We start from the raw sequence: 24402 nt of genomic DNA, 5'->3' as shown, positions 1-24402 counted from the left end.
CGCCGAAAATGTACCGGGGCTAAACGTATCACCGAAGCTGTGGATTGACACCGTTTGGTGTCAGTGGTAGGAGAGCGTTCTAAGGGCTGAGAAGCTGGACCGTAAGGACTGGTGGAGCGCTTAGAAGTGAGAATGCCGGTATGAGTAGCGAAAGACAGGTGAGAATCCTGTCCACCGAATGCCTAAGGTTTCCTGAGGAAGGCTCGTCCGCTCAGGGTTAGTCGGGACCTAAGCCGAGGCCGAAAGGCGTAGGCGATGGACAACAGGTTGATATTCCTGTACCACCTCTTTTCCGTTTGAGCAATGGGGGGACGCAGGAGGATAGGGTAAGCGCGCTGCTGGATATGCGCGTCTAAGCAGTTAGGCTGGTGATGAGGCAAATCCCGTCACCGTGAAGGCTGAGCTGTGATAGCGAGGGAAATATAGTACCGAAGTTCCTGATTCCACACTGCCAAGAAAAGCCTCTAGCGAGGAAAAAGGTGCCCGTACCGCAAACCGACACAGGTAGGCGAGGAGAGAATCCTAAGGTGAGCGAGAGAACTCTCGTTAAGGAACTCGGCAAAATGACCCCGTAACTTCGGGAGAAGGGGTGCTCTGTTAGGGTGCAAGCCCGAGAGAGCCGCAGTGAATAGGCCCAGGCGACTGTTTAGCAAAAACACAGGTCTCTGCGAAGCCGTAAGGCGAAGTATAGGGGCTGACGCCTGCCCGGTGCTGGAAGGTTAAGGGGAGTGCTTAGCGCAAGCGAAGGTGCGAACCGAAGCCCCAGTAAACGGCGGCCGTAACTATAACGGTCCTAAGGTAGCGAAATTCCTTGTCGGGTAAGTTCCGACCCGCACGAAAGGCGCAACGATCTGGGCACTGTCTCAACGAGAGACTCGGTGAAATTATAGTACCTGTGAAGATGCAGGTTACCCGCGACAGGACGGAAAGACCCCGTGGAGCTTTACTGTAGCCTGATATTGAATTTTGGCACAGCTTGTACAGGATAGGTAGGAGCCTTGGAAACCGGAGCGCCAGCTTCGGTGGAGGCGCTGGTGGGATACTACCCTGGCTGTGTTGAACTTCTAACCCTCGCCCCTGATCGGGGTGGGAGACAGTGTCAGGTGGGCAGTTTGACTGGGGCGGTCGCCTCCTAAAGAGTAACGGAGGCGCCCAAAGGTTCCCTCAGAATGGTTGGAAATCATTCGCAGAGTGTAAAGGCACAAGGGAGCTTGACTGCGAGACCTACAAGTCGAGCAGGGACGAAAGTCGGGCTTAGTGATCCGGTGGTTCCGCATGGAAGGGCCATCGCTCAACGGATAAAAGCTACCCCGGGGATAACAGGCTTATCTCCCCCAAGAGTCCACATCGACGGGGAGGTTTGGCACCTCGATGTCGGCTCATCGCATCCTGGGGCTGTAGTCGGTCCCAAGGGTTGGGCTGTTCGCCCATTAAAGCGGTACGCGAGCTGGGTTCAGAACGTCGTGAGACAGTTCGGTCCCTATCCGTCGTGGGCGCAGGAAATTTGAGAGGAGCTGTCCTTAGTACGAGAGGACCGGGATGGACGCACCGCTGGTGTACCAGTTGTCTTGCCAAAGGCATCGCTGGGTAGCTATGTGCGGAAGGGATAAGTGCTGAAAGCATCTAAGCATGAAGCCCCCCTCGAGATGAGATTTCCCATCACTTTATGTGAGTAAGATCCCTGAAAGATGATCAGGTAGATAGGTCTGAGGTGGAAGCGTGGCGACACGTTCAGCTGACAGATACTAATCGATCGAGGACTTAACCACAATTATAGCGAAACTCGGAATACTTTCTTTTCTTCATACTTTATCTAGTTTTGAGAGAACGATGTTCTTTCAATTAAATATGTCTGGTGATTAAGGCGAAGAGGTCACACCCGTTCCCATGCCGAACACGGAAGTTAAGCTCTTCAGCGCCGATGGTAGTTGGGGGATCTCCCCCTGTGAGAGTAGGACGTCGCCAGGCTTACAATGGAGGATTAGCTCAGCTGGGAGAGCATCTGCCTTACAAGCAGAGGGTCGGCGGTTCGATCCCGTCATCCTCCACCATGATTTTTTACAATGCGAAGCGGAGTAAAACAATCTACCAAAAACTAACATTGAAATCTTCTGTAAAACCTAGTAAAATTGTTTCTCGTGAGACAAATTACTTGCCGGTGTAGCTCAACTGGTAGAGCAACTGACTTGTAATCAGTAGGTTGGGGGTTCAAGTCCTCTTGCCGGCACCACTTTTAATCAGTACGAGCCATTAGCTCAGTTGGTAGAGCATCTGACTTTTAATCAGAGGGTCGAAGGTTCGAGTCCTTCATGGCTCACCAAAGTTTTTTGCACAGCAAAATAACTTTCATTATGCGGGTGTGGCGGAATTGGCAGACGCACCAGACTTAGGATCTGGCGCCGCAAGGCGTGGGGGTTCAAGTCCCTTCACCCGCACCATTTTGATGCGGAAGTAGTTCAGTGGTAGAACACCACCTTGCCAAGGTGGGGGTCGCGGGTTCGAATCCCGTCTTCCGCTCCATACAAGTTCCTGCCGGGGTGGCGGAACTGGCAGACGCACAGGACTTAAAATCCTGCGGTAGGTGACTACCGTACCGGTTCGATTCCGGTCCTCGGCACCAGAGATTTTATATTATGCGCCCGTAGCTCAATTGGATAGAGCGTTTGACTACGGATCAAAAGGTTAGGGGTTCGACTCCTCTCGGGCGCGCCATTTAAACACTGATTTTTTCCGGGGAGTAGCTCAGCTTGGTAGAGCACTTGGTTTGGGACCAAGGGGTCGCAGGTTCAAATCCTGTCTTCCCGACCACTTTCAAATAATATTATGGGGCCTTAGCTCAGCTGGGAGAGCGCCTGCTTTGCACGCAGGAGGTCAGCGGTTCGATCCCGCTAGGCTCCACTTAGTTTTTTTTACGAAGCGAAGCAGAGTAAAAAAACTTCTAAAAAAGTATTGACACACTCAACCGAATGTGTTAATCTATAAAAGTTGCTTTAAACAAGCGGCCGAATTGAACCTTGAAAACTGAACAAAACAAGACAAAACGTCAACGTTAATTCTAGTAAGAACAAAGTTCTTACAAAGTTGCTAACACTTTAAAAATAGCAAATGAGCAAGTCAAACTTCTATCGGAGAGTTTGATCCTGGCTCAGGACGAACGCTGGCGGCGTGCCTAATACATGCAAGTCGAGCGGACTGATGGGAGCTTGCTCCCTGAAGTCAGCGGCGGACGGGTGAGTAACACGTGGGTAACCTGCCTGTAAGACTGGGATAACTCCGGGAAACCGGGGCTAATACCGGATATTTCTTTTCCTCGCATGAGGAAAAGTGGAAAGGTGGCTTTTAGCTACCACTTACAGATGGACCCGCGGCGCATTAGCTAGTTGGTGAGGTAACGGCTCACCAAGGCGACGATGCGTAGCCGACCTGAGAGGGTGATCGGCCACACTGGGACTGAGACACGGCCCAGACTCCTACGGGAGGCAGCAGTAGGGAATCTTCCGCAATGGACGAAAGTCTGACGGAGCAACGCCGCGTGAGTGATGAAGGTTTTCGGATCGTAAAGCTCTGTTGTTAGGGAAGAACAAGTACCGTTCGAATAGGGCGGTACCTTGACGGTACCTAACCAGAAAGCCACGGCTAACTACGTGCCAGCAGCCGCGGTAATACGTAGGTGGCAAGCGTTGTCCGGAATTATTGGGCGTAAAGCGCGCGCAGGCGGTCTCTTAAGTCTGATGTGAAAGCCCACGGCTCAACCGTGGAGGGTCATTGGAAACTGGGGGACTTGAGTACAGAAGAGGAAAGTGGAATTCCACGTGTAGCGGTGAAATGCGTAGATATGTGGAGGAACACCAGTGGCGAAGGCGACTTTCTGGTCTGTAACTGACGCTGAGGCGCGAAAGCGTGGGGAGCAAACAGGATTAGATACCCTGGTAGTCCACGCCGTAAACGATGAGTGCTAAGTGTTAGAGGGTTTCCGCCCTTTAGTGCTGCAGCTAACGCATTAAGCACTCCGCCTGGGGAGTACGGTCGCAAGACTGAAACTCAAAGGAATTGACGGGGGCCCGCACAAGCGGTGGAGCATGTGGTTTAATTCGAAGCAACGCGAAGAACCTTACCAGGTCTTGACATCCTCTGACAACCCTAGAGATAGGGCTTTCCCCTTCGGGGGACAGAGTGACAGGTGGTGCATGGTTGTCGTCAGCTCGTGTCGTGAGATGTTGGGTTAAGTCCCGCAACGAGCGCAACCCTTGATCTTAGTTGCCAGCATTCAGTTGGGCACTCTAAGATGACTGCCGGTGACAAACCGGAGGAAGGTGGGGATGACGTCAAATCATCATGCCCCTTATGACCTGGGCTACACACGTGCTACAATGGACGGTACAAAGGGCAGCAAGACCGCGAGGTTTAGCAAATCCCATAAAACCGTTCTCAGTTCGGATTGCAGGCTGCAACTCGCCTGCATGAAGCTGGAATCGCTAGTAATCGCGGATCAGCATGCCGCGGTGAATACGTTCCCGGGCCTTGTACACACCGCCCGTCACACCACGAGAGTTTGTAACACCCGAAGTCGGTGAGGTAACCTTTTGGAGCCAGCCGCCTAAGGTGGGACAGATGATTGGGGTGAAGTCGTAACAAGGTAGCCGTATCGGAAGGTGCGGCTGGATCACCTCCTTTCTAAGGATATATGAGACGTGACGATTTGATTTTGTTTTGTTCAGTTTTGATGGTTTAATACCGTCAAAACATTGTTCTTTGAAAACTAGATAAAGATATATGAAGAAAGTCAAGAAAGAACCGAGAATTCGCCATTTTAGGATATCTCTTATGAGATGTTGTTTGATTAACCATTTGGTTAAGTTAGAAAGGGCGCACGGTGGATGCCTTGGCACTAGGAGCCGATGAAGGACGGGACTAACACCGATATGCTTCGGGGAGCTGTAAGTAAGCTTTGATCCGGAGATTTCCGAATGGGGGAACCCACTGCACGTAATGGTGCAGTATCCATACTTGAATACATAGAGTATGGAAGGCAGACCCGGGGAACTGAAACATCTAAGTACCCGGAGGAAGAGAAAGCAAACGCGATTCCCTGAGTAGCGGCGAGCGAAACGGGATTAGCCCAAACCAAGAGGCTTGCCTCTTGGGGTTGTAGGACACTCTATATGGAGTTACAAAGGAACGAAGTAGACGAAGAAGTCTGGAAAGGCTCGTCACAGAAGGTAATAACCCTGTAGTCGAAACTTCGTTCCCTCTTGAGTGGATCCTGAGTACGGCGGGACACGTGAAATCCCGTCGGAAGCTGGGAGGACCATCTCCCAAGGCTAAATACTCCCTAGTGACCGATAGTGAACCAGTACCGTGAGGGAAAGGTGAAAAGCACCCCGGAAGGGGAGTGAAATAGAACCTGAAACCGTGTGCCTACAAGTAGTCAGAGCCCGTTAACGGGTGATGGCGTGCCTTTTGTAGAATGAACCGGCGAGTTACGATCCCATGCAAGGTTAAGTCGGAAAGACGGAGCCGCAGCGAAAGCGAGTCTGAATAGGGCGAATGAGTATGTGGTCGTAGACCCGAAACCAGGTGATCTACCCATGTCCAGGGTGAAGTTCAGGTAACACTGAATGGAGGCCCGAACCCACGCACGTTGAAAAGTGCGGGGATGAGGTGTGGGTAGCGGAGAAATTCCAATCGAACTTGGAGATAGCTGGTTCTCTCCGAAATAGCTTTAGGGCTAGCCTCATGTAGTAAGAGTCTTGGAGGTAGAGCACTGTTTGGACTAGGGGCCCTCATCGGGTTACCGAATTCAGACAAACTCCGAATGCCAAAGACTTATCCATGGGAGTCAGACTGCGAGTGATAAGATCCGTAGTCGAAAGGGAAACAGCCCAGACCACCAGCTAAGGTCCCAAAGTATACGTTAAGTGGAAAAGGATGTGGAGTTGCTTAGACAACCAGGATGTTGGCTTAGAAGCAGCCACCATTTAAAGAGTGCGTAATAGCTCACTGGTCGAGTGACTCTGCGCCGAAAATGTACCGGGGCTAAACGTATCACCGAAGCTGTGGATTGACACCGTTTGGTGTCAGTGGTAGGAGAGCGTTCTAAGGGCTGAGAAGCTGGACCGTAAGGACTGGTGGAGCGCTTAGAAGTGAGAATGCCGGTATGAGTAGCGAAAGACAGGTGAGAATCCTGTCCACCGAATGCCTAAGGTTTCCTGAGGAAGGCTCGTCCGCTCAGGGTTAGTCGGGACCTAAGCCGAGGCCGAAAGGCGTAGGCGATGGACAACAGGTTGATATTCCTGTACCACCTCTTTTCCGTTTGAGCAATGGGGGGACGCAGGAGGATAGGGTAAGCGCGCTGCTGGATATGCGCGTCTAAGCAGTTAGGCTGGTGATGAGGCAAATCCCGTCACCGTGAAGGCTGAGCTGTGATAGCGAGGGAAATATAGTACCGAAGTTCCTGATTCCACACTGCCAAGAAAAGCCTCTAGCGAGGAAAAAGGTGCCCGTACCGCAAACCGACACAGGTAGGCGAGGAGAGAATCCTAAGGTGAGCGAGAGAACTCTCGTTAAGGAACTCGGCAAAATGACCCCGTAACTTCGGGAGAAGGGGTGCTCTGTTAGGGTGCAAGCCCGAGAGAGCCGCAGTGAATAGGCCCAGGCGACTGTTTAGCAAAAACACAGGTCTCTGCGAAGCCGTAAGGCGAAGTATAGGGGCTGACGCCTGCCCGGTGCTGGAAGGTTAAGGGGAGTGCTTAGCGCAAGCGAAGGTGCGAACCGAAGCCCCAGTAAACGGCGGCCGTAACTATAACGGTCCTAAGGTAGCGAAATTCCTTGTCGGGTAAGTTCCGACCCGCACGAAAGGCGCAACGATCTGGGCACTGTCTCAACGAGAGACTCGGTGAAATTATAGTACCTGTGAAGATGCAGGTTACCCGCGACAGGACGGAAAGACCCCGTGGAGCTTTACTGTAGCCTGATATTGAATTTTGGCACAGCTTGTACAGGATAGGTAGGAGCCTTGGAAACCGGAGCGCCAGCTTCGGTGGAGGCGCTGGTGGGATACTACCCTGGCTGTGTTGAACTTCTAACCCTCGCCCCTGATCGGGGTGGGAGACAGTGTCAGGTGGGCAGTTTGACTGGGGCGGTCGCCTCCTAAAGAGTAACGGAGGCGCCCAAAGGTTCCCTCAGAATGGTTGGAAATCATTCGCAGAGTGTAAAGGCACAAGGGAGCTTGACTGCGAGACCTACAAGTCGAGCAGGGACGAAAGTCGGGCTTAGTGATCCGGTGGTTCCGCATGGAAGGGCCATCGCTCAACGGATAAAAGCTACCCCGGGGATAACAGGCTTATCTCCCCCAAGAGTCCACATCGACGGGGAGGTTTGGCACCTCGATGTCGGCTCATCGCATCCTGGGGCTGTAGTCGGTCCCAAGGGTTGGGCTGTTCGCCCATTAAAGCGGTACGCGAGCTGGGTTCAGAACGTCGTGAGACAGTTCGGTCCCTATCCGTCGTGGGCGCAGGAAATTTGAGAGGAGCTGTCCTTAGTACGAGAGGACCGGGATGGACGCACCGCTGGTGTACCAGTTGTCTTGCCAAAGGCATCGCTGGGTAGCTATGTGCGGAAGGGATAAGTGCTGAAAGCATCTAAGCATGAAGCCCCCCTCGAGATGAGATTTCCCATCACTTTATGTGAGTAAGATCCCTGAAAGATGATCAGGTAGATAGGTCTGAGGTGGAAGCGTGGCGACACGTGCAGCTGACAGATACTAATCGATCGAGGACTTAACCACAATTATTGCGCGAAACTCGGAATACTTTCTTTTCTTCATAACTTTATCTAGTTTTGAGAGAACGATGTTCTTTCAATTAAATATGTCTGGTGATTAAGGCGAAGAGGTCACACCCGTTCCCATGCCGAACACGGAAGTTAAGCTCTTCAGCGCCGATGGTAGTTGGGGGATCTCCCCCTGTGAGAGTAGGACGTCGCCAGGCGAATAAAAGAGTACCCAGAGTGGTGCTCTTTTTTGTATACATAAAAATCATTCACGATTAGTTTGTCTAGTTCTGGAGATTAATCAGAAGCAGAGCTCGGGCGGGGAGGAGCAAGAAGGTCGAGGACACGAGGGAGAGAACACCGGAGTGGGCTCTGCCCAGGAGGATGTGAACGAGCGAAGCGGACGAAGAGATGCGCCGCTCATCGCCGGCCGAGCCTTCAGTGCCGATGGTAGTTGGGGACTCCCCCTGTGAGAGTAGGACGTCGCCAGGCGGATAAAAGAGTACCTTTGCCTAATGGGTTCGGATTTCGAATACACAAAACTAAATCAGCACACCAATTAGCAGTCCAGTTCGCAACTGAATTAGACTGCTTCTATTTGTTGATAAAATATAACGTTTAATAATATGAACGCTAAATCCGCACTGAATTTCGCCCCCCTTTTAACATGGTGTCATAGGTTTTTGTCAAAATGAAAATTTGCATTCTACTCGTTAGTTATACCAATTGGTGTGTTACAAACTAGCAGGAGGGTGTTGATTTTGAGAGACAGATAAATGAAGCGGACATTTTTTTCCTTAGAATAACCTCTGATTATTTAAATAATAAGGGTAGTTTTTCCCGCTATTCTGCAGAATAGGGCTGGGTTTAGGGAAATAAGGGGAATTTTTCCCCTTAAGGCAAAGTAAAATGGCCCATTTTTATGCCTTCGGAGCAAATAGAGGGAATTTTTCCCTCTATTTGCTCTATTTTTCGTGCTGTTTCCTCAATAAGAGGAATTTCTCCTCTTATTTTGGCAGCTTATTTTAGGGGGATTCTTGGATAACTGGAAATCACTACCCAGTACTTATATTTCGATAAGAAATGCTTCGAGCATGTGTCTCCATGCCCCAAGCATTTTTCTTCCGATCTTCTTGCCAAATTGCTTTTTGATTTTGGTGAGAATTACTATACAAAAAGCAATGTTAATTCATATTTTTGTATTTCAAAACAGAACCCGTTAACACGTTGAAGTGGTGCTTTTTTTTTGTATAGAAAACATGAGAATGACAATGAACGAGGCACTGTCAGATTGTCTGCAGGATTAAACATACAATAGTTGACTTTTCTCTAGTTAGTTATTAATAAGGAGTGAAATTACGCAATTGAGGCACCCCACTGGCTTTCTAATGATTGCACAAGAGAATTCCTCACCCCAACCGTTTTTTAATAAAAATTACATCTTTCAATGTCTGACTAGGAACAAAGTATAAAAAAACACCGATGTAAGCAGTGATAGTTATCTTACGAGGCAGCTGATAAGCAGCCAAAAATATTTATGAGCCTAATATCAATTATATGAGCAAATTCGACACGTTTATGAGCAAGATATTTTATTTATGAGCATAATTCTAGTTTATTGAGTCTAATTTAAAATATATGAGTATTTTTCCGTTTATTCTCCTAACGCTATCTTCATGTCAGCCTGGAGGTGAAAGCGCAGTGAGTACAGGTGTTATATGGCTTAACCACAATTAATAACCGGCGCAATTCTCACCTCACGCCCACTATTAAAAGGAGCTGTATAGCTCATGCCTTCGAGAAAAGATCCTCTTTATTCTCCAAAACCAGACAGGTTGCACCGCAAATTTCGATAGTCTTCCTTAATGCCGGCATGCTATTCTAATAAAAATAATAGAAAGAAAAGGGTATGTAACATGGAAAAAATCGTTCAAAATCCAAGTGATCTTCTATCTAAAAACGTAACGGCAGGATTCCTATCCTCCAGCTTCCTATGCATCTCAGTTATTTTTGTATTTATTGTATCGGGGATGATGGGAATTGACAGCTACCTCTCCTTTAGTTCTCCTGTAAAGATGTTTGTTTACATCGTGTGTGCTTCTGTTGCACTCGTTAGTTATGGAGCGGCACTTGCTTACATTGTCCCTTCTCACCTCATCGATGATACAAATAAGTCGTTTGCGGAATACCCTAACCATACCATATTGGCGTTTATGTTTCTTATCGTCTTATTTGAAGAACTGTTATTTAGGGGCATTATTCAAAATGCGGCATTTTTGATGCTGCAAAATGAGTGGCTGTCGATTGGTATTGGTGCACTTGCTTTTCTTTTGTTTCATGTCAGGTATTTCAAGAAGCCGGTTATGTTATTCAATATTATCTTGCCAAGTGTGGTATTTGGATGGGGTTATTCTGTAACGGATAATATACTTGTTCCGATTGCTGTGCATTTTTTCATGAATGTCACTATGACGCTGATTTTTAAATACAATTTAGTGCGTCTTAAATAGTCATCGCATACCCCAAAGGTCTACTTTTTATTACAAACATGAAAATCGATGTTTAAGAAGACCTTCAAACTGGGAAAACTTTTAAGGCAGATTAATGGATTGCAATGATAAGTTGTTCTGTTGTATAATCTTAGTCAAATATAGTCAAAGTCAAAAGAGGAGGAGGCCTGATGAGGAATATTTCCGATATCATCGAAAACTACCTTAAGAAGGTTTTTGAATCAAGCGGCAATGAGATTGTCGAGATAAAGCGCAGCGAGATTGCTGACAAATTTCAGTGTGTCCCCTCACAGATCAACTATGTGATTAATACCAGGTTTACGATTGAAAGAGGGTATATGGTAGAGAGTAAACGAGGCGGCGGCGGGTATATCCGTATTATGAAGGTACATTCGCATGATCACGCCCACCTTGTTGACCAGCTGATTTCTCTGGTGGATGCCCGGGTATCACAAAATACGGCTGAAGATTTGGTATACAGATTGGTTGAAGAAGAGGTTATTACGGTAAGAGAAGCGAAGATTATGATAAGTGTAATGGATCGTTCAGTCATTTATTTAGACTTGCCTGATAGAGATGAATTAAGGGCAAGGATGCTGAAGGCGATGCTGATTACATTAAAATATAAGTAGGAGAGGTGAGTTGAATTGGTTTGCCAGGAGTGTAATGAAAGACCTGCCACTCTCCATTTTACCAAAATCGTGAACGGCGAGAAGACAGAAGTGCATTTATGTGAAAGATGCGCCCAGGATAAAGGGGAAATGTTTATGTTCGACGGCTCTCCTGCTTTTTCTGTTAACAGCCTGCTGTCAGGTCTGCTGAACTTAAGCCCTGCAATGAAACAGCAAGAGGCGCAGATTCCCGCTCAGGAAGTATTGCAGTGCGAGAAGTGCAAATTAACCTTCCAGCAATTTATCAATGTCGGCCGTTTCGGCTGTGCCAATTGCTATGAAACATTTAAAGATGAACTCACTCCTATTCTTAGGAGAGTCCATAGCGGCAATGTGGAACATCATGGGAAAGTGCCCGAACGAATGGGCGGCACTATCCATTTGAAGAAAAAAGTAATGGAATTGAAGTCCCGGCTGCAGCAGCTGATTCAGGAGGAAGAGTTTGAAAAGGCTGCAGGTGTCAGGGATGAAATCCGCTCTCTTGAGAAAGAAATCCGCCAAGAGGGAGGAGAGAAGTAATGTCGATTGAGAAGTTTCTGAACCAGGCTGTCAGTTCATGGATGAGTGAAGACGGCCCCAATTCGGACATTGTGTTAAGCACCAGAATCAGGCTCGCCCGAAATCTTAATGACTACCTTTTTCCCACTCTTTTTTCTACGGAAGAGGCAAATGAAATAATTGGTAAGGTCAAGGAGTATATAGGTGAAGAATCAGGAGAACATGGAAATCTTGAATTTCTAAAAATGGCTGAAATGCAGCCTCTGCAAAAACGTGTGCTGATGGAGAAACACCTTATCAGCCCGAATCTGGCAGATGAATCCAGTTTCGGGGGTGTTGTTCTTTCAGAGAAGGAAGACATCAGCATAATGGTAAATGAGGAAGACCATATACGTATTCAATGCTTATTCCCGGGCTTGCAGCTCAAGGAAGCTCTGAAAAAAGCGGATGAGATTGATGACTGGCTTGAAAGCAGGCTGGATTTTGCTTTCCATGAAAAAAGCGGTTATTTAACTTCGTGTCCAACCAATGTTGGAACAGGGATGAGGGCATCAGTGATGATGCATCTGCCTGCACTGATCATCACGCAGCAGATGAACCGGATTATCCCGGCAATCAATCAATTAGGTCTGGTTGTTAGAGGAATTTACGGTGAAGGCAGCGAAGCTTTAGGTAATATCTTTCAGATTTCCAATCAGATTACCCTCGGAAAATCTGAAGAAGATATCGTGGATGATTTGACGGGCGTGGTCAAACAGATTATTGCCCAAGAACAATCAGCACGGGAAGCATTAGTGAAAACTTCGAACATACAATTAGAAGACAGAGTGTTCCGCTCTCTGGGAGTTTTGGAAAATTGCAGGGTCATAGAATCGAAAGAAGCGGCTAAATGTTTGTCGGATGTGAGATTGGGAATTGATTTGGGGTATATAGAAAACATATCCCGCAGTATATTAAATGAATTAATGATACTTACCCAGCCGGGTTTTTTACAACAATATTCAGGCGGTCCGCTCCGTCCGGATGAGAGAGACATAAGGAGAGCGGCATTTATCCGGGAACGTCTAAAACTTGAAAATAGAACGAGTTAGGAGGAGACTAATATGATGTTTGGCAGATTTACTGAAAGAGCCCAGAAGGTATTGGCTTTGGCACAGGAAGAGGCTATTCGTCTATTACACAGCAACATCGGAACAGAGCATATCCTTTTGGGACTTGTGCGTGAAGGTGAGGGAATTGCAGCGAAAGGATTGACCGCACTAGGTCTTAGCCCAGAAAAAATCCAGAAAGAAGTGGAAGGCCTGATTGGAAAAGGCAAAGAGAATTCTCAGACCATCCACTATACTCCGAGAGCCAAGAAGGTCATTGAACTTTCTATGGATGAAGCGAGAAAGCTAGGGCATTCTTACGTTGGCACAGAGCATATCCTGCTGGGGCTGATAAGAGAAGGCGAAGGTGTGGCAGCACGTGTACTGAACAACCTTGGTGTCAGTCTGAACAAAGCAAGACAACAGGTTCTTCAGTTGCTGGGCAGCAATGATTCAAACGGCCATCAGGGTGGAACAAATACAAATGCCAACACGCCAACTCTCGACAGCCTTGCCCGGGACCTCACGGCTATCGCAAGAGAAGATAGCCTTGATCCGGTCATCGGCAGAAGCAAAGAGATCCAGCGTGTCATCGAAGTATTAAGCCGCCGAACGAAAAATAATCCGGTGTTGATTGGTGAACCGGGTGTCGGTAAAACAGCGATTGCTGAAGGCCTGGCACAGCAAATTGTCCATAACGAAGTACCTGAGATCCTTCGTGACAAACGTGTCATGACACTTGATATGGGTACAGTGGTTGCAGGGACGAAATACCGCGGGGAATTTGAAGACCGCTTGAAGAAAGTGATGGATGAAATCCGCCAGGCAGGAAATATCATTCTCTTCATTGACGAGCTTCATACATTAATCGGTGCAGGTGGAGCAGAAGGCGCCATCGATGCATCCAATATCTTGAAACCGTCTCTTGCACGCGGTGAATTGCAGTGTATTGGTGCTACGACACTTGATGAGTACCGTAAGTATATCGAAAAGGATGCTGCATTGGAGAGAAGGTTCCAGCCAATCCAGGTTGATGAGCCTACGGCAGAGGAATCCGTCCAGATCCTTAAAGGCCTTCGTGACCGTTATGAAGCACATCACCGTGTATCCATCACGGATGAGGCGATTGAAGCAGCAGTTAAACTTTCAGACCGTTACATTTCAGACCGGTTCCTTCCAGATAAAGCTATCGACCTTATTGATGAATCCGGTTCTAAAGTAAGGCTCCGTTCATATACCACTCCCCCTAATCTAAAAGAGCTGGAAGTAAAGCTTGAAGAGATTAGAAAAGAGAAGGATGCAGCCGTACAAAGCCAGGAGTTCGAAAAAGCCGCTTCCCTGAGGGATACAGAACAGCGTTTGAGAGAAGAGCTTGAAGATACGAAGAAATCATGGAAAGAAAAGCAGGGTCAGGAGAACACGGAAGTCACGGTTGAAGATATCGCAAAAGTGGTATCGAGCTGGACGGGTATTCCTGTTTCCAAACTTGCGCAGACCGAAACGGATAAACTTCTGAAGCTGGAGGAAATTCTGCATTCACGTGTTATCGGCCAGGATGAAGCCGTAAAAGCCGTCTCTAAAGCGGTAAGGAGAGCAAGAGCCGGGTTGAAGGATCCTAAGAGGCCAATCGGTTCATTCGTCTTCCTCGGCCCTACCGGAGTCGGTAAGACAGAGTTGGCAAGAGCGCTGGCAGAATCGATGTTCGGCGATGAGGAATCGATGATCCGGATTGATATGTCTGAGTATATGGAAAAGCATTCGACTTCCCGACTTGTCGGTTCACCTCCGGGGTATGTAGGATACGATGAAGGCGGACAGCTGACGGAAAAAGTACGCCGGAAGCCATACTCTGTCATTCTGCTTGATGAAATTGAGAAAGCACACCCTGATGTGTTCAATATCTTGCTTCAAGTGCTTGAGGATGGCCGCTTGACTGACAGTAAAGGACGTACAGTCGACTTCAGGAACACTGTCCTGATCATGACATCAAACGTTGGCGCTGAATCATTGAAAAAGAATAAATATGTCGGATTTAATATCCAGGATGGAGAACAGGATTACAAGGATATGAAAGGGAAAGTGATGGAAGAGCTGAAGAGGGCTTTCCGTCCCGAGTTCCTGAACCGTATTGATGAAATCATTGTCTTCCATTCACTTGAGAAAGAGCACTTAAAAGAAATCGTTACATTGATGTCTGACCAATTGACGAGAAGATTGAAAGAACAGGATATCACTCTGGAGTTGACAGACGCAGCCAAAGAGAAGATTGCTGATGAAGGGTTTGACCCTGAATACGGGGCCCGCCCATTGCGCAGGGCAATCCAGAAGCACATCGAAGACCGCCTCTCTGAAGAATTACTGAAAGGCACTGTGCTTACCGGTCAGATTGTCCTCATCGATGTTGAAGATAAAGAGTTCACAGTGAAAATGAAAGAAACGACAAATACACCATCATAGTTAGAAAGGCTGGGCACAAGAAAGCAGTCTCCCGATTCCTGAGGGAATCTCCGCAGTAAACGGAGATCCCCTCAGGAAAGGGACTGTTTTCACTGGCCTTTTTTATATTATTAAAAGCTGAAAACGACTGGGTGGCTATATGCTGCTTTCCTCTATTACATGAGAATCACTGGAGCTCGGGGTTCCGGCCTTTTTATTTTCCCTCCTATTTGAAACCCTTCTGTAAAAGAGCTACAATCATTTCCAATAGTAGTATTTCACTAAAATAATTTACATAGATATAGAAGAGAGAGGTTGTTACAGTTGGCTAAAAAGAAAACCAAATTTATGTGTCAGTCCTGCGGTTATGAATCAGCAAAGTGGATGGGAAGATGTCCAGGCTGTTCAGAATGGAACAAGATGGTTGAAGAAGTCGAAATTACAGGGAAACAGCCAAAAGGAGCTTTTAAGCACTCTCTTCAACAAGGGCCATCAAAAGCTGAAAAGCTTGTCTCGATAGAAACCAAACAAGAGCCGAGAGTCGAAACGGATTCAAGGGAATTAAACAGGGTGCTCGGCGGAGGGGTTGTTCCAGGATCCCTTGTCCTTATCGGGGGTGATCCTGGAATAGGGAAATCAACATTGCTTTTACAGGTTTCATCTCAGTTGGCAGAGGGTAAACATAAAGTTCTATATATATCTGGTGAAGAATCAATAAAGCAGACAAAGCTTAGAGCAGACCGTCTGGAAATCAAGGCAGACGATCTATATATATATGCCGAAACGAATCTGGAAGCAATCTCTGGCACAATCGAAGAGATGTCCCCTGAATTTGTCATTGTCGATTCAATTCAAACGATTTTCCATCCTGAAGTCACATCAGCACCTGGAAGTGTCTCCCAGGTCCGTGAGTGTACAGCGGAATTGATGAGAATTGCCAAAACAAAAGGAATTGCGATATTTATTGTCGGGCATGTTACAAAAGAGGGCTCCATTGCTGGTCCGCGTATCTTAGAGCATATGGTGGATACGGTCCTTTACTTTGAAGGGGAGAGGCACCATTCATACAGGATTCTGAGGGCTGTGAAAAACAGGTTTGGCTCAACCAATGAAATGGGAATCTTTGAAATGAAAGAACTTGGGCTTGAGGAAGTCGAAAATCCATCCGAGATCTTCCTTGAGGAGAGGTCGCAGGGAGCCCCGGGATCAACAGTCGTTGCATCAATGGAAGGCACGAGGCCTGTGCTGGTAGAAATACAAGCGCTTGTTACGCCGACAAGCTTCAATAATTCGAGGCGGATGGCAACTGGAATCGATCACAGCAGAGTATCACTGATTATGGCTGTTCTGGAAAAAAGGGTGGGCCTATTGCTGCAGCACCAGGATGCCTATTTGAAAGTAGCGGGGGGAGTCAAACTGGATGAGCCTGCTATTGATTTAGCGGTAGCCGCCTCTATCGCTTCAAGTTTCAGGGACCAGTCTTCGGATCCGTTCGACTGCATTATTGGAGAAGTGGGGCTTACAGGGGAAATCCGAAGAGTATCGAGGATTGAACAGCGTGTTCAGGAAGCGGCAAAACTGGGCTTCAAGCGAGTCATTATTCCAGCCAATAATACCGGCGGGTGGAAGGTCCCGGCGGGAATTGAGGTCATCGGTGTGAAAAATATCAATGAAGCTTTGAAGCAAATTTTAGGAGGATAATACATGAGTGAGAAGAAGGTACATGATAAGTCAATGTCGGATATCCTGCAATTTGTCGCTCCCGGAGCGCCTATTCGCGATGGAATCGACAACGTCCTCAGGGCAAATACCGGTGGGCTTATCGTGGTTGGCTATAATGAAAAGGTAAAGTCACTTGTTGATGGAGGCTTTCATATAAACAGTGTGTTTTCACCAAGTTACCTGTATGAGCTGGCAAAGATGGATGGAGCTATCATCCTGAACGAATCAGGCACGAAAATCATCCTGGCCAACGCTCAGCTTGCCCCCGATGCAACAGTACCTTCTTCAGAAACAGGCATGAGGCACAGGACGGCTGAGCGTGTTGCCAAACAGACCAAGTGCCTGGTCATCGCGATTTCACAAAGGCGCAATGTCATTACATTATATCAAGGGAATTTCCGTTATGCGCTTAAAGACATTTCCAACATCCTTACGAAAGCGAACCAGGCCATACAAACACTTGAAAAATATAAGGTCGTTCTGGATCAGAGTATCTCAAACTTATCAGTATTGGAATTTGAAGAACTTGTCACCTATAGCGATCTCCTGGAAGTCCTTCACAGGTTTGAAATGGTGCTTCGCATCAAGAATGAGCTCTTATCCTATTTAAGTGAACTTGGTACAGAAGGAAGGCTGATCAGGCTGCAGATGAATGAACTGCTCTCTGATATAGAAGAAGAAGCAATGCTGATCATCCGCGATTATTCGCACTCAAGGGATATCAAACCGTTCGAGATTTTATATAAATTTCAGGAACTGGTTCACTCGGAGGTCCTCGATGACACCGTACTCCTTAAACTGCTTGGATATAATGGCTATATCCATCTTGATGACGGAGTATGTCCGCGCGGATACAGAGTGTTGAACAAAATTCCCAGGCTGCCCATCGTCATTATCGAAAACCTCGTCACTGCCTTTGAGATTCTCCCGAACATCCTGAAGGCGGATGTAGAAGCTTTGGATGATGTGGAGGGGATTGGTGAAGTCCGGGCCCGCAAAATAAAGCAGGGGCTTAAACTGATAAGGGAGCAGACGTTTGCAGACAGGCAGCTATAGAGCATTTGTCATGTTTGTAGGTTTGTGTTAAAATATCCCTTTTTTAAAAATTGACACCTGTCTGATTAAGTGATAGCCTTTTTAAAAAGGTGAGCAGCCTATAAAATTATCCTAATATAACAGACATGTATCTTTTTCGTTACAATCAAAAAATATTGCAGATTTATACGTTTCAAAAAAAGGAAATTGTTTATAATGAGAAGGAGGAGGTGAGGGGATGTTAAAGAGAATCGTTCAAGCATGTTTCCTTATTCTTGGAGGAACATTGGGGATTTTTCTACTTCCCGATTTACTTACATTAATCAATCTGTCAGATGAACCTTTATTAAACAACCCTTATATAACTGCCATTTTAGGAGCTATTATTTTTTATATATTAACTTTCTGGGCAGTTAAGTACGTGGAGAACTTTGTTAAGTGGTTTGAAGATACGCTTGTGAAAGCCCCGGTAACGGATATCCTGTTCGGAAGTTTGGGTTTGATCCTGGGATTGTTTGTTGCGTACCTGTTCGGCATACCTTTCAATTCCATGGAGATTCCCATCGTGAACACAGTCGTTCCGATTCTGCTGACTCTTCTTCTGGGCTATCTGGGCTTCCAGGTAGGATTCAAGAAAAGAGATGAATTGATCAATCTTTTCTCAATGGGCAATAAAGGGAAAAAGAAAGGCTCGGAAGATGAGCTGGATGTTCCGGAAAAAACGCTTAAGATCCTTGATACGAGCGTCATAATCGACGGGCGTATAGCCGATATCTGCCAAACAGGTTTCCTTGAAGGAATCATCGTCATTCCTCAGTTTGTCTTAGAAGAGTTGCAGCATATCGCCGATTCATCAGATGTACTGAAGAGGAATCGCGGAAGACGCGGACTTGATATCCTGAACCGCATCCAAAAGGAACTTCAAATCGAAGTGCAGATTTATGAAGGTGATTTTGAAGAGATTCAGGAAGTGGACAGCAAGCTGGTGAAGCTCGCTAAAATCACAAATGGAATTGTCGTGACGAACGATTTTAACTTGAATAAAGTCTGTGATTTACAGAGTGTCCAAGTGTTGAATATCAATGATTTGGCCAATGCGGTCAAACCTGTAGTTCTGCCTGGGGAAGAATTGCGCGTCCAGGTCATCAAAGATGGTAAAGAACAAAAGCAGGGTATTGCCTATCTGGATGACGGTACAATGATCGTGGTTGAAGAGGGAAGAAACTATATCGGCAAAAGTATTGAAGTACTGGTTACAAGCGTTCTTCAGACTTCAGCGGGAAGAATGATTTTTGCCAAACCGAAACAATTGGAAAAAGCGTTATAAGTTTTTTATAGAAAAGCAGATGATAAAACCGGCGGTGGCATAAGTACTCAATTGTGAGTGCTGTCACCGCCTTTTTATCAATATGAAGGAGCAGGAGTTTACATATGAAATACCAGGTGATCATCCCGGCTGCGGGACAGGGGAAGCGGATGAAGGCAGGGAAGAACAAGTTGCTGCTTGAACTTGAAGGCAGGGCGATCCTTATACATACATTGGAAGTTTTTGAAAAGGATCCTGCCTGTGAGGAGATAATCCTTGCTGTTCATCCTGACGATAGAGAAGCTTTTAAAGATCTGGCCGAGGAACAGGGCATTAAGAAGGCAGGGAAAATGGTCTTAGGTGGGAAAGAGCGCCAGGATAGTGTCTACAATGCGTTGAAAACAGTTCAGGAAACAGAGTTTGTGCTTGTGCATGACGGCGCACGTCCGTTTATTGCACCGGAAGTGATCGGTGAGCTGGTGAAAAAAGCTGCGGCCATGGGTGCGGCGATAGCGGCTGCGCCTGTTAAGGACACCATAAAGAAAGGGGTGGACGGCATTGTCCAGGAAACGATTGAGCGATCGAGCCTGTGGCAGGTCCAGACACCTCAGGCATTTAGAATCGAGCTGTTAATGGAGGCTCATGAAAGAGCCGAGCAGGAAGGTTTCATGGGTACGGATGATGCTTCACTTGTGGAACGCCTGGGTGAAGATGTCGGAATTATTGAGAGTGACTATGATAATATTAAGATAACGACGCCGGAAGATATATACTTTGCAGAAGCAATCCTTGCGAAGAGAAGGCAAATTTAGCACTGAAAGGAAGTTGGGCATGTTCAGGATTGGACAAGGTTTCGATGTTCATCAATTAACAGAAGGAAGACCTTTGATTATCGGCGGAATCGAGATTCCATACGAAAGAGGACTGTTGGGACACTCTGATGCAGATGTGCTTCTGCATACAGTGGCAGATGCATGTCTTGGCACGATAGCGGCTGGGGATATCGGGAAGCATTTTCCGGATACAGACCCTGAGTTTAAAGATGCAGATTCAGCCAAACTGCTGAGCCATGTTTGGAAGATGGTAAAAAAGGAAGGCTATGAATTAGCAAATATCGATTGTACCATCATTGCGCAGATGCCTAAAATGGCCCCTTATATCTCGCAAATGAGAGAAAGAATCGCCGAACTTCTTGAAGCGGATATTTCTCAGGTGAATGTAAAAGCAACAACATCTGAGAAGCTCGGATTCACCGGCCGCGGAGAAGGAATTGCTGCGCAGGCAACTGTATTGGTTATTAATTCAAAGAAATAATTGCAGGGAGAACAAGAATATAGCTTTATTCATGTGCCCAACGGTGATAAAATATTGCAGAGATATTGAGAATCGAGGAGGAAATACTCATGACACAGGAAATTCGTGTGCGTTATGCCCCGAGTCCAACGGGACATTTACATATTGGTAATGCAAGAACAGCACTGTTCAACTATCTTTATGCACGCAATACAGGCGGCAAATTCATCATCCGTGTGGAAGATACGGATGAAAAACGGAACATTGAAGGCGGAGAAGAAAGCCAGCTGAAATATCTTCAATGGCTGGGGATCGATTGGGATGAGAGTGTCGATAAAGGCGGCGAGTACGGACCATACCGCCAATCTGAACGTAACCATATCTACAGTAAGTATTATCAAGAATTACTGGACAGAGGGCAGGCATACAAGTGCTACTGTACGGAAGAAGAATTAGAAGCAGAACGTGAAGCCCAGCAAGCCCGTGGAGAAATGCCAAGATACTCCGGCAAATGTTCGAAACTTTCTCAGGAAGAACAGGACAAGCTTGCTGAAGAAGGACGTCAGCCGAGCATCCGTTTTAAAGTCCCAGCAGGGAAAGAATATAAATTCAATGATATCGTAAAGGACGATGTGTCATTTGAATCAGATGGCATCGGTGACTTCGTTATTGTGAAAAAGAACGGTGTTCCTACGTATAACTTTGCCGTTGCAGTTGATGATTATCTGATGAAGATTACGCACGTACTTCGTGGAGATGATCACATCTCCAATACCCCGAAACAGCTGATGGTCTTTGAAGCTTTTGGCTGGGAAGCGCCTGTATACGGCCATATGACACTTATTGTGAATGAAAACCGCAAGAAGCTGAGCAAACGTGATGAAACGATCATCCAGTTCATTGAGCAGTACGAGGAACTTGGATACCTTCCGGAAGCGCTGTTCAATTTCATCGCTTTGCTCGGCTGGTCTCCAAAAGGTGAAGAAGAACTATTTAACAAAGAGCAGTTCATTGAAATCTTCGATCCTGAGCGTTTATCAAAATCACCTGCAGTCTTCGATAAACAGAAGCTCCTTTGGGTGAACAACCAGTACATGAAGAATCTTGACCTGGATCAAGTGGCAGCATTGGCAATGCCTCATCTGATGAAGGCAGGCAGAATCAGTGAAGATGCTTCTGCAGAAGAAAAAGACTGGGCGCGCAAAGTCATTGCCCTATATCAGGAGCAAATGAGCTATGGAGCGGAAATCGTTGAGCTGTCTGAGATGTTCTTCAAGAAAGGCATCGATTATGATCAAGACGCCAAAGCCGTTCTTGAAGAAGAGCAGGTTCCAGAAGTGCTGCGCGCTTTCGTGGATGAAATCGACCAGCTTGAAAACTATGAAGCGGCTGAAATCAAAAAATCGATCAAAGCGGTTCAAAAGTCAACTGGACATAAAGGCAAGAAGCTGTTCATGCCGATCCGTGTTGCCGTTACCGGCCAAACGCACGGCCCTGAACTTCCGAATGCAATCGAGCTTTTAGGAAAAGATAAAGTAAAGCATCGAATTGAGAGTCTTTTGGGTTAACATTTGCTCGGGAATGTAATATATTAAAAGTATTACGAAAACGAATAAGAAAAAGTGTTGAAGAGGAGAAGTAAAGAAACGAAGCTTTTTAGAGAGAACCATCACCGGCTGAAAGTGGTTTAAGCCTCTCGTTTCTTGAAATGCACCTCTGAGTCCTTTATTGAAATACAGTATGTAAAGGCGGGTTCCTTCCGTTAACAGGGATGAAAGTTGGGGTAAAACATATAGCTTTTGCCCAATCAGAGTGGAACCGCGCCGAAAGCGTCTCTGTCTATGGACAGAGGCGCTTTTTTTGTTTATAAAAACATGTGAATATTCGGAAGGGAAGTGCCAAAGGCTGCTTTTAATTCAATTTATTAATGATGAGGGTGCATTGACTTCATGACAACCTTTAAGCAAATAATGAAATAATTCAATAGAAATCAACCCAACAGTTACTTGAAAGGAGGCGACTCAATTGTTCAAACATCTTAGAGAAGATATTCAAACCGTATTCGACCAGGATCCGGCTGCCCGCAACTCACTTGAAGTCATCTTAACTTATTCGGGATTGCACGCGATTTGGGCCCACAGGCTTGCCCACGCATTTTACAAACGCAAGTTTTATTTTATAGCAAGAGTCATTTCACAGCTGAGCCGATTCTTCACAGGTGTTGAAATTCACCCCGGTGCCGTCATCGGAAGGCGCTTTTTCATCGACCATGGCATGGGGGTCGTTATCGGCGAGACATGTGAAATCGGCGATAATGTTACCATCTTCCAGGGCGTCACCTTGGGGGGCACAGGGAAAGAAAAAGGCAAGCGCCACCCGACAATCAAGGATAATGCCTTGGTGGCTACGGGCGCCAAGGTATTAGGTTCCATCATTGTTGGGGAAAATTCTAAGGTAGGAGCCGGCTCGGTGGTGTTGAAAGATGTTCCGCCGAACTCAACTGTCGTAGGTATTCCCGGCAAGGTAGTCATAAAAGACGGAGTAAAGGTAAAAGACTTGAATCACAGTGACCTGCCTGATCCCGTGGCTGATAGGTGTTCGGATCTTGAAAGTCAGATACGTGAGTTAAAACAGATGCTGGAAGAAGCACAGAAGAAAGGGGAAATCCACCAAAATGGCCATTAAAATTTTCAATACATTAACCAGGCAAAAAGAAGAATTCAAGCCTCTTGAAGAAGGCAAGGTAAAGATGTATGTATGCGGACCAACTGTTTATAATTATATCCATATAGGGAATGCCCGTCCTGCCATTGTGTTTGACACAGTGCACCGTTATTTTGAATACAGAGGTTATGATGTGAACTTCATCTCCAACTTTACCGATGTTGACGATAAGCTGATCAAGGCCGCGAATGAACTCGGAGAAGATGTTCCGACGATTGCAGAGCGCTTCATAGAGGCATACCATGAAGACACGGAGGCGCTCGGCTGCCAAAGGGCGGATGTCCATCCACGTGTTACGGAGAGCATGGATATCATCATCGATTTCATCCAGGCGTTGATTGAAAAAGGATATGCCTATGAATCACAAGGAGATGTCTATTACAGGACAAGAAAATTCGAGGGTTACGGAAAGCTTTCGCATCAATCCATTGATGAATTGAAAGTGGGTGCCAGGATAGAAGCGGGAGACAAAAAGGAAGATCCGCTTGATTTTGTTCTCTGGAAAGCGGCCAAAGAAGGTGAAATTTCCTGGGAAAGCCCTTGGGGAGAAGGCCGGCCTGGCTGGCATATCGAATGCTCGGCGATGGCGAAGAAATACCTCGGAGAGACTATAGACATCCATGCAGGCGGACAGGATTTAGCCTTCCCTCATCATGAAAATGAAATCGCCCAGTCTGAGGCATTAAATAACCAGACATTCGCCAACTACTGGATGCATAATGGATACATTAACATTGACAATGAAAAGATGTCGAAGTCATTAGGAAACTTTGTTCTTGTCCATGACATCATCAAGGAGCAGGATCCTCAAGTGCTCAGATTCTTCATGCTGTCTGTCCATTACCGCCATCCGATCAATTATAATCTTGAATTGCTGGAAAATGCGAAAACGGGATTGGACCGCTTGAAAACCTCTTATGAAAACCTGAAACACAGAAGAGAGGTTTCCGCAGAACTGGCAGAAAACAATAAAGAGTGGCTGGAGAAACTTTCTTCACTGAAGGGTCAGTTCATTAAAGAAATGGATGATGACTTTAATACAGCCAACGGAATCTCTGTCCTGTTCGAGTTATCAAGGCAGGCGAACTACTATCTTATGGAAAAGAATACTACCGTCACTATTATCGATGCCTTTATGGAACACTTTACAGAATTTTTCGAAGTGCTGGGCCTGAAGCTTGAAGAAACGGCATTGTTGGATGAAGAGATTGAAGAAATGATAAACCAGCGGAACCAGGCGCGAAAAGACCGCGATTTCCAGCTTGCAGACCAACTGCGTGATAAACTAAAAGAAATGAATATTATTTTAGAGGATACTGCACAGGGAACTCGCTGGAAAAGAGGCTAAA

13 protein-coding genes, 9 tRNA genes, 5 rRNA genes and 1 other annotated feature (1 of these 28 cut by a window edge) are annotated in these 24402 nt (G+C 46.5%); all 27 genes read left to right on the top strand.

Annotated elements, in window-relative coordinates:
• Positions 1-1769, top strand: a 23S ribosomal RNA gene (locus M1E09_RS21500); it begins 1167 nt to the left of the window's first position.
• 82 nt (positions 1770-1851) lie between these two features.
• A 5S ribosomal RNA gene (gene rrf, locus M1E09_RS21495) occupies positions 1852-1968 on the top strand.
• A 7-nt stretch (positions 1969-1975) separates the two neighbouring features.
• Positions 1976-2051: transfer RNA gene (locus M1E09_RS21490), tRNA-Val, on the top strand.
• 103 nt (positions 2052-2154) lie between these two features.
• Positions 2155-2230 (top strand) — tRNA-Thr (locus tag M1E09_RS21485).
• Between the two features lie 14 nt (positions 2231-2244).
• Positions 2245-2320: transfer RNA gene (locus M1E09_RS21480), tRNA-Lys, on the top strand.
• 33 nt (positions 2321-2353) lie between these two features.
• Positions 2354-2438, top strand: a tRNA-Leu gene (locus M1E09_RS21475).
• A gap of 7 nt (positions 2439-2445) precedes the next feature.
• Positions 2446-2520: transfer RNA gene (locus M1E09_RS21470), tRNA-Gly, on the top strand.
• A gap of 11 nt (positions 2521-2531) precedes the next feature.
• Positions 2532-2620 (top strand) — tRNA-Leu (locus tag M1E09_RS21465).
• 15 nt (positions 2621-2635) lie between these two features.
• Positions 2636-2712, top strand: a tRNA-Arg gene (locus tag M1E09_RS21460).
• A 19-nt stretch (positions 2713-2731) separates the two neighbouring features.
• Positions 2732-2808: transfer RNA gene (locus M1E09_RS21455), tRNA-Pro, on the top strand.
• 17 nt (positions 2809-2825) lie between these two features.
• Positions 2826-2898, top strand: a tRNA-Ala gene (locus M1E09_RS21450).
• Between the two features lie 224 nt (positions 2899-3122).
• Positions 3123-4674, top strand: a 16S ribosomal RNA gene (locus M1E09_RS21445).
• 176 nt (positions 4675-4850) lie between these two features.
• Positions 4851-7786 (top strand): 23S ribosomal RNA (locus tag M1E09_RS21440).
• 85 nt (positions 7787-7871) lie between these two features.
• Positions 7872-7988 (top strand): 5S ribosomal RNA (gene rrf, locus M1E09_RS21435).
• The 16S, 23S and 5S rRNA genes sit together here with 9 tRNA genes alongside, the layout of an rRNA operon.
• A 1698-nt stretch (positions 7989-9686) precedes the next feature.
• Positions 9687-10280 carry a CPBP family intramembrane glutamic endopeptidase gene (locus tag M1E09_RS21430; protein ID WP_456272795.1) on the top strand — a complete coding sequence of 198 codons (594 nt, stop codon included), beginning with the start codon at positions 9687-9689 and terminating at the stop codon, positions 10278-10280.
• A gap of 167 nt (positions 10281-10447) precedes the next feature.
• On the top strand, positions 10448-10912 hold the full coding sequence (locus M1E09_RS21425; RefSeq protein WP_456275048.1) for a CtsR family transcriptional regulator: 465 nt from the start codon (positions 10448-10450) through the stop codon (positions 10910-10912).
• A gap of 15 nt (positions 10913-10927) precedes the next feature.
• On the top strand, positions 10928-11470 hold the full coding sequence (locus M1E09_RS21420) for a UvrB/UvrC motif-containing protein (protein ID WP_456272794.1): 543 nt from the start codon (positions 10928-10930) through the stop codon (positions 11468-11470).
• Complete coding sequence (locus tag M1E09_RS21415) at positions 11470-12540, top strand: protein arginine kinase (RefSeq protein WP_456272793.1); 1071 nt, start codon at positions 11470-11472, stop codon at positions 12538-12540. Before M1E09_RS21420 ends, M1E09_RS21415 begins: the two co-directional genes overlap by 1 nt.
• A gap of 12 nt (positions 12541-12552) precedes the next feature.
• Positions 12553-14994 (top strand): ATP-dependent protease ATP-binding subunit ClpC, encoded by a 2442-nt coding sequence (gene clpC, locus M1E09_RS21410; protein WP_456272792.1) that lies wholly within the window; start codon positions 12553-12555, stop codon positions 14992-14994.
• A gap of 303 nt (positions 14995-15297) precedes the next feature.
• Positions 15298-16674, top strand: a complete 1377-nt coding sequence (gene radA, locus M1E09_RS21405) for a DNA repair protein RadA (RefSeq protein WP_456272791.1) — start codon at positions 15298-15300, stop codon at positions 16672-16674.
• Between the two features lie 3 nt (positions 16675-16677).
• Positions 16678-17751 (top strand): DNA integrity scanning diadenylate cyclase DisA, encoded by a 1074-nt coding sequence (gene disA, locus M1E09_RS21400; protein WP_456272790.1) that lies wholly within the window; start codon positions 16678-16680, stop codon positions 17749-17751.
• Between the two features lie 217 nt (positions 17752-17968).
• Positions 17969-19057, top strand: coding sequence for a PIN domain-containing protein (locus tag M1E09_RS21395; protein WP_456272789.1), 1089 nt, complete (start codon positions 17969-17971; stop codon positions 19055-19057).
• Positions 19058-19161: 104 nt separating this feature from the next.
• Positions 19162-19848, top strand: coding sequence for a 2-C-methyl-D-erythritol 4-phosphate cytidylyltransferase (ispD, locus tag M1E09_RS21390; protein WP_456272788.1), 687 nt, complete (start codon positions 19162-19164; stop codon positions 19846-19848).
• Between the two features lie 19 nt (positions 19849-19867).
• Positions 19868-20350 carry a 2-C-methyl-D-erythritol 2,4-cyclodiphosphate synthase gene (ispF, locus tag M1E09_RS21385; RefSeq protein ID WP_456272787.1) on the top strand — a complete coding sequence of 161 codons (483 nt, stop codon included), beginning with the start codon at positions 19868-19870 and terminating at the stop codon, positions 20348-20350.
• Positions 20351-20439: 89 nt separating this feature from the next.
• Positions 20440-21897 carry a glutamate--tRNA ligase gene (gene gltX / locus M1E09_RS21380; protein ID WP_456272786.1) on the top strand — a complete coding sequence of 486 codons (1458 nt, stop codon included), beginning with the start codon at positions 20440-20442 and terminating at the stop codon, positions 21895-21897.
• Positions 21898-21945: 48 nt separating this feature from the next.
• Positions 21946-22169: a binding site (T-box leader), on the top strand.
• Between the two features lie 185 nt (positions 22170-22354).
• Positions 22355-23014 carry a serine O-acetyltransferase gene (gene cysE, locus M1E09_RS21375; RefSeq protein WP_456272785.1) on the top strand — a complete coding sequence of 220 codons (660 nt, stop codon included), beginning with the start codon at positions 22355-22357 and terminating at the stop codon, positions 23012-23014.
• The gene (gene cysS / locus M1E09_RS21370) at positions 23004-24401 is read left to right on the top strand and encodes a cysteine--tRNA ligase (RefSeq protein WP_456272784.1); all 1398 of its coding nucleotides are present in this window, start codon (positions 23004-23006) and stop codon (positions 24399-24401) included. The genes cysE and cysS overlap by 11 nt, the downstream gene beginning before the upstream one ends.
• The last annotated feature ends 1 nt before the right edge of the window (position 24402 follow it).

The organism is Bacillus sp. AK031 (genome assembly GCF_053903065.1).
This window is presented reverse-complemented; position numbering and strand designations above follow the sequence as displayed.

Coding starts and splice junctions, on each gene's coding strand:
- M1E09_RS21430 (WP_456272795.1), top strand. CDS start 9,687: ATGGAAAAAATCGTTCAAAATCCAAGTGATCTTCTATCTAAAAACGTA.
- M1E09_RS21415 (WP_456272793.1), top strand. CDS start 11,470: ATGTCGATTGAGAAGTTTCTGAACCAGGCTGTCAGTTCATGGATGAGT.
- ispF (WP_456272787.1), top strand. CDS start 19,868: ATGTTCAGGATTGGACAAGGTTTCGATGTTCATCAATTAACAGAAGGA.
- gltX (WP_456272786.1), top strand. CDS start 20,440: ATGACACAGGAAATTCGTGTGCGTTATGCCCCGAGTCCAACGGGACAT.
- clpC (WP_456272792.1), top strand. CDS start 12,553: ATGATGTTTGGCAGATTTACTGAAAGAGCCCAGAAGGTATTGGCTTTG.
- M1E09_RS21395 (WP_456272789.1), top strand. CDS start 17,969: ATGTTAAAGAGAATCGTTCAAGCATGTTTCCTTATTCTTGGAGGAACA.
- disA (WP_456272790.1), top strand. CDS start 16,678: ATGAGTGAGAAGAAGGTACATGATAAGTCAATGTCGGATATCCTGCAA.
- cysS (WP_456272784.1), top strand. CDS start 23,004: ATGGCCATTAAAATTTTCAATACATTAACCAGGCAAAAAGAAGAATTC.
- ispD (WP_456272788.1), top strand. CDS start 19,162: ATGAAATACCAGGTGATCATCCCGGCTGCGGGACAGGGGAAGCGGATG.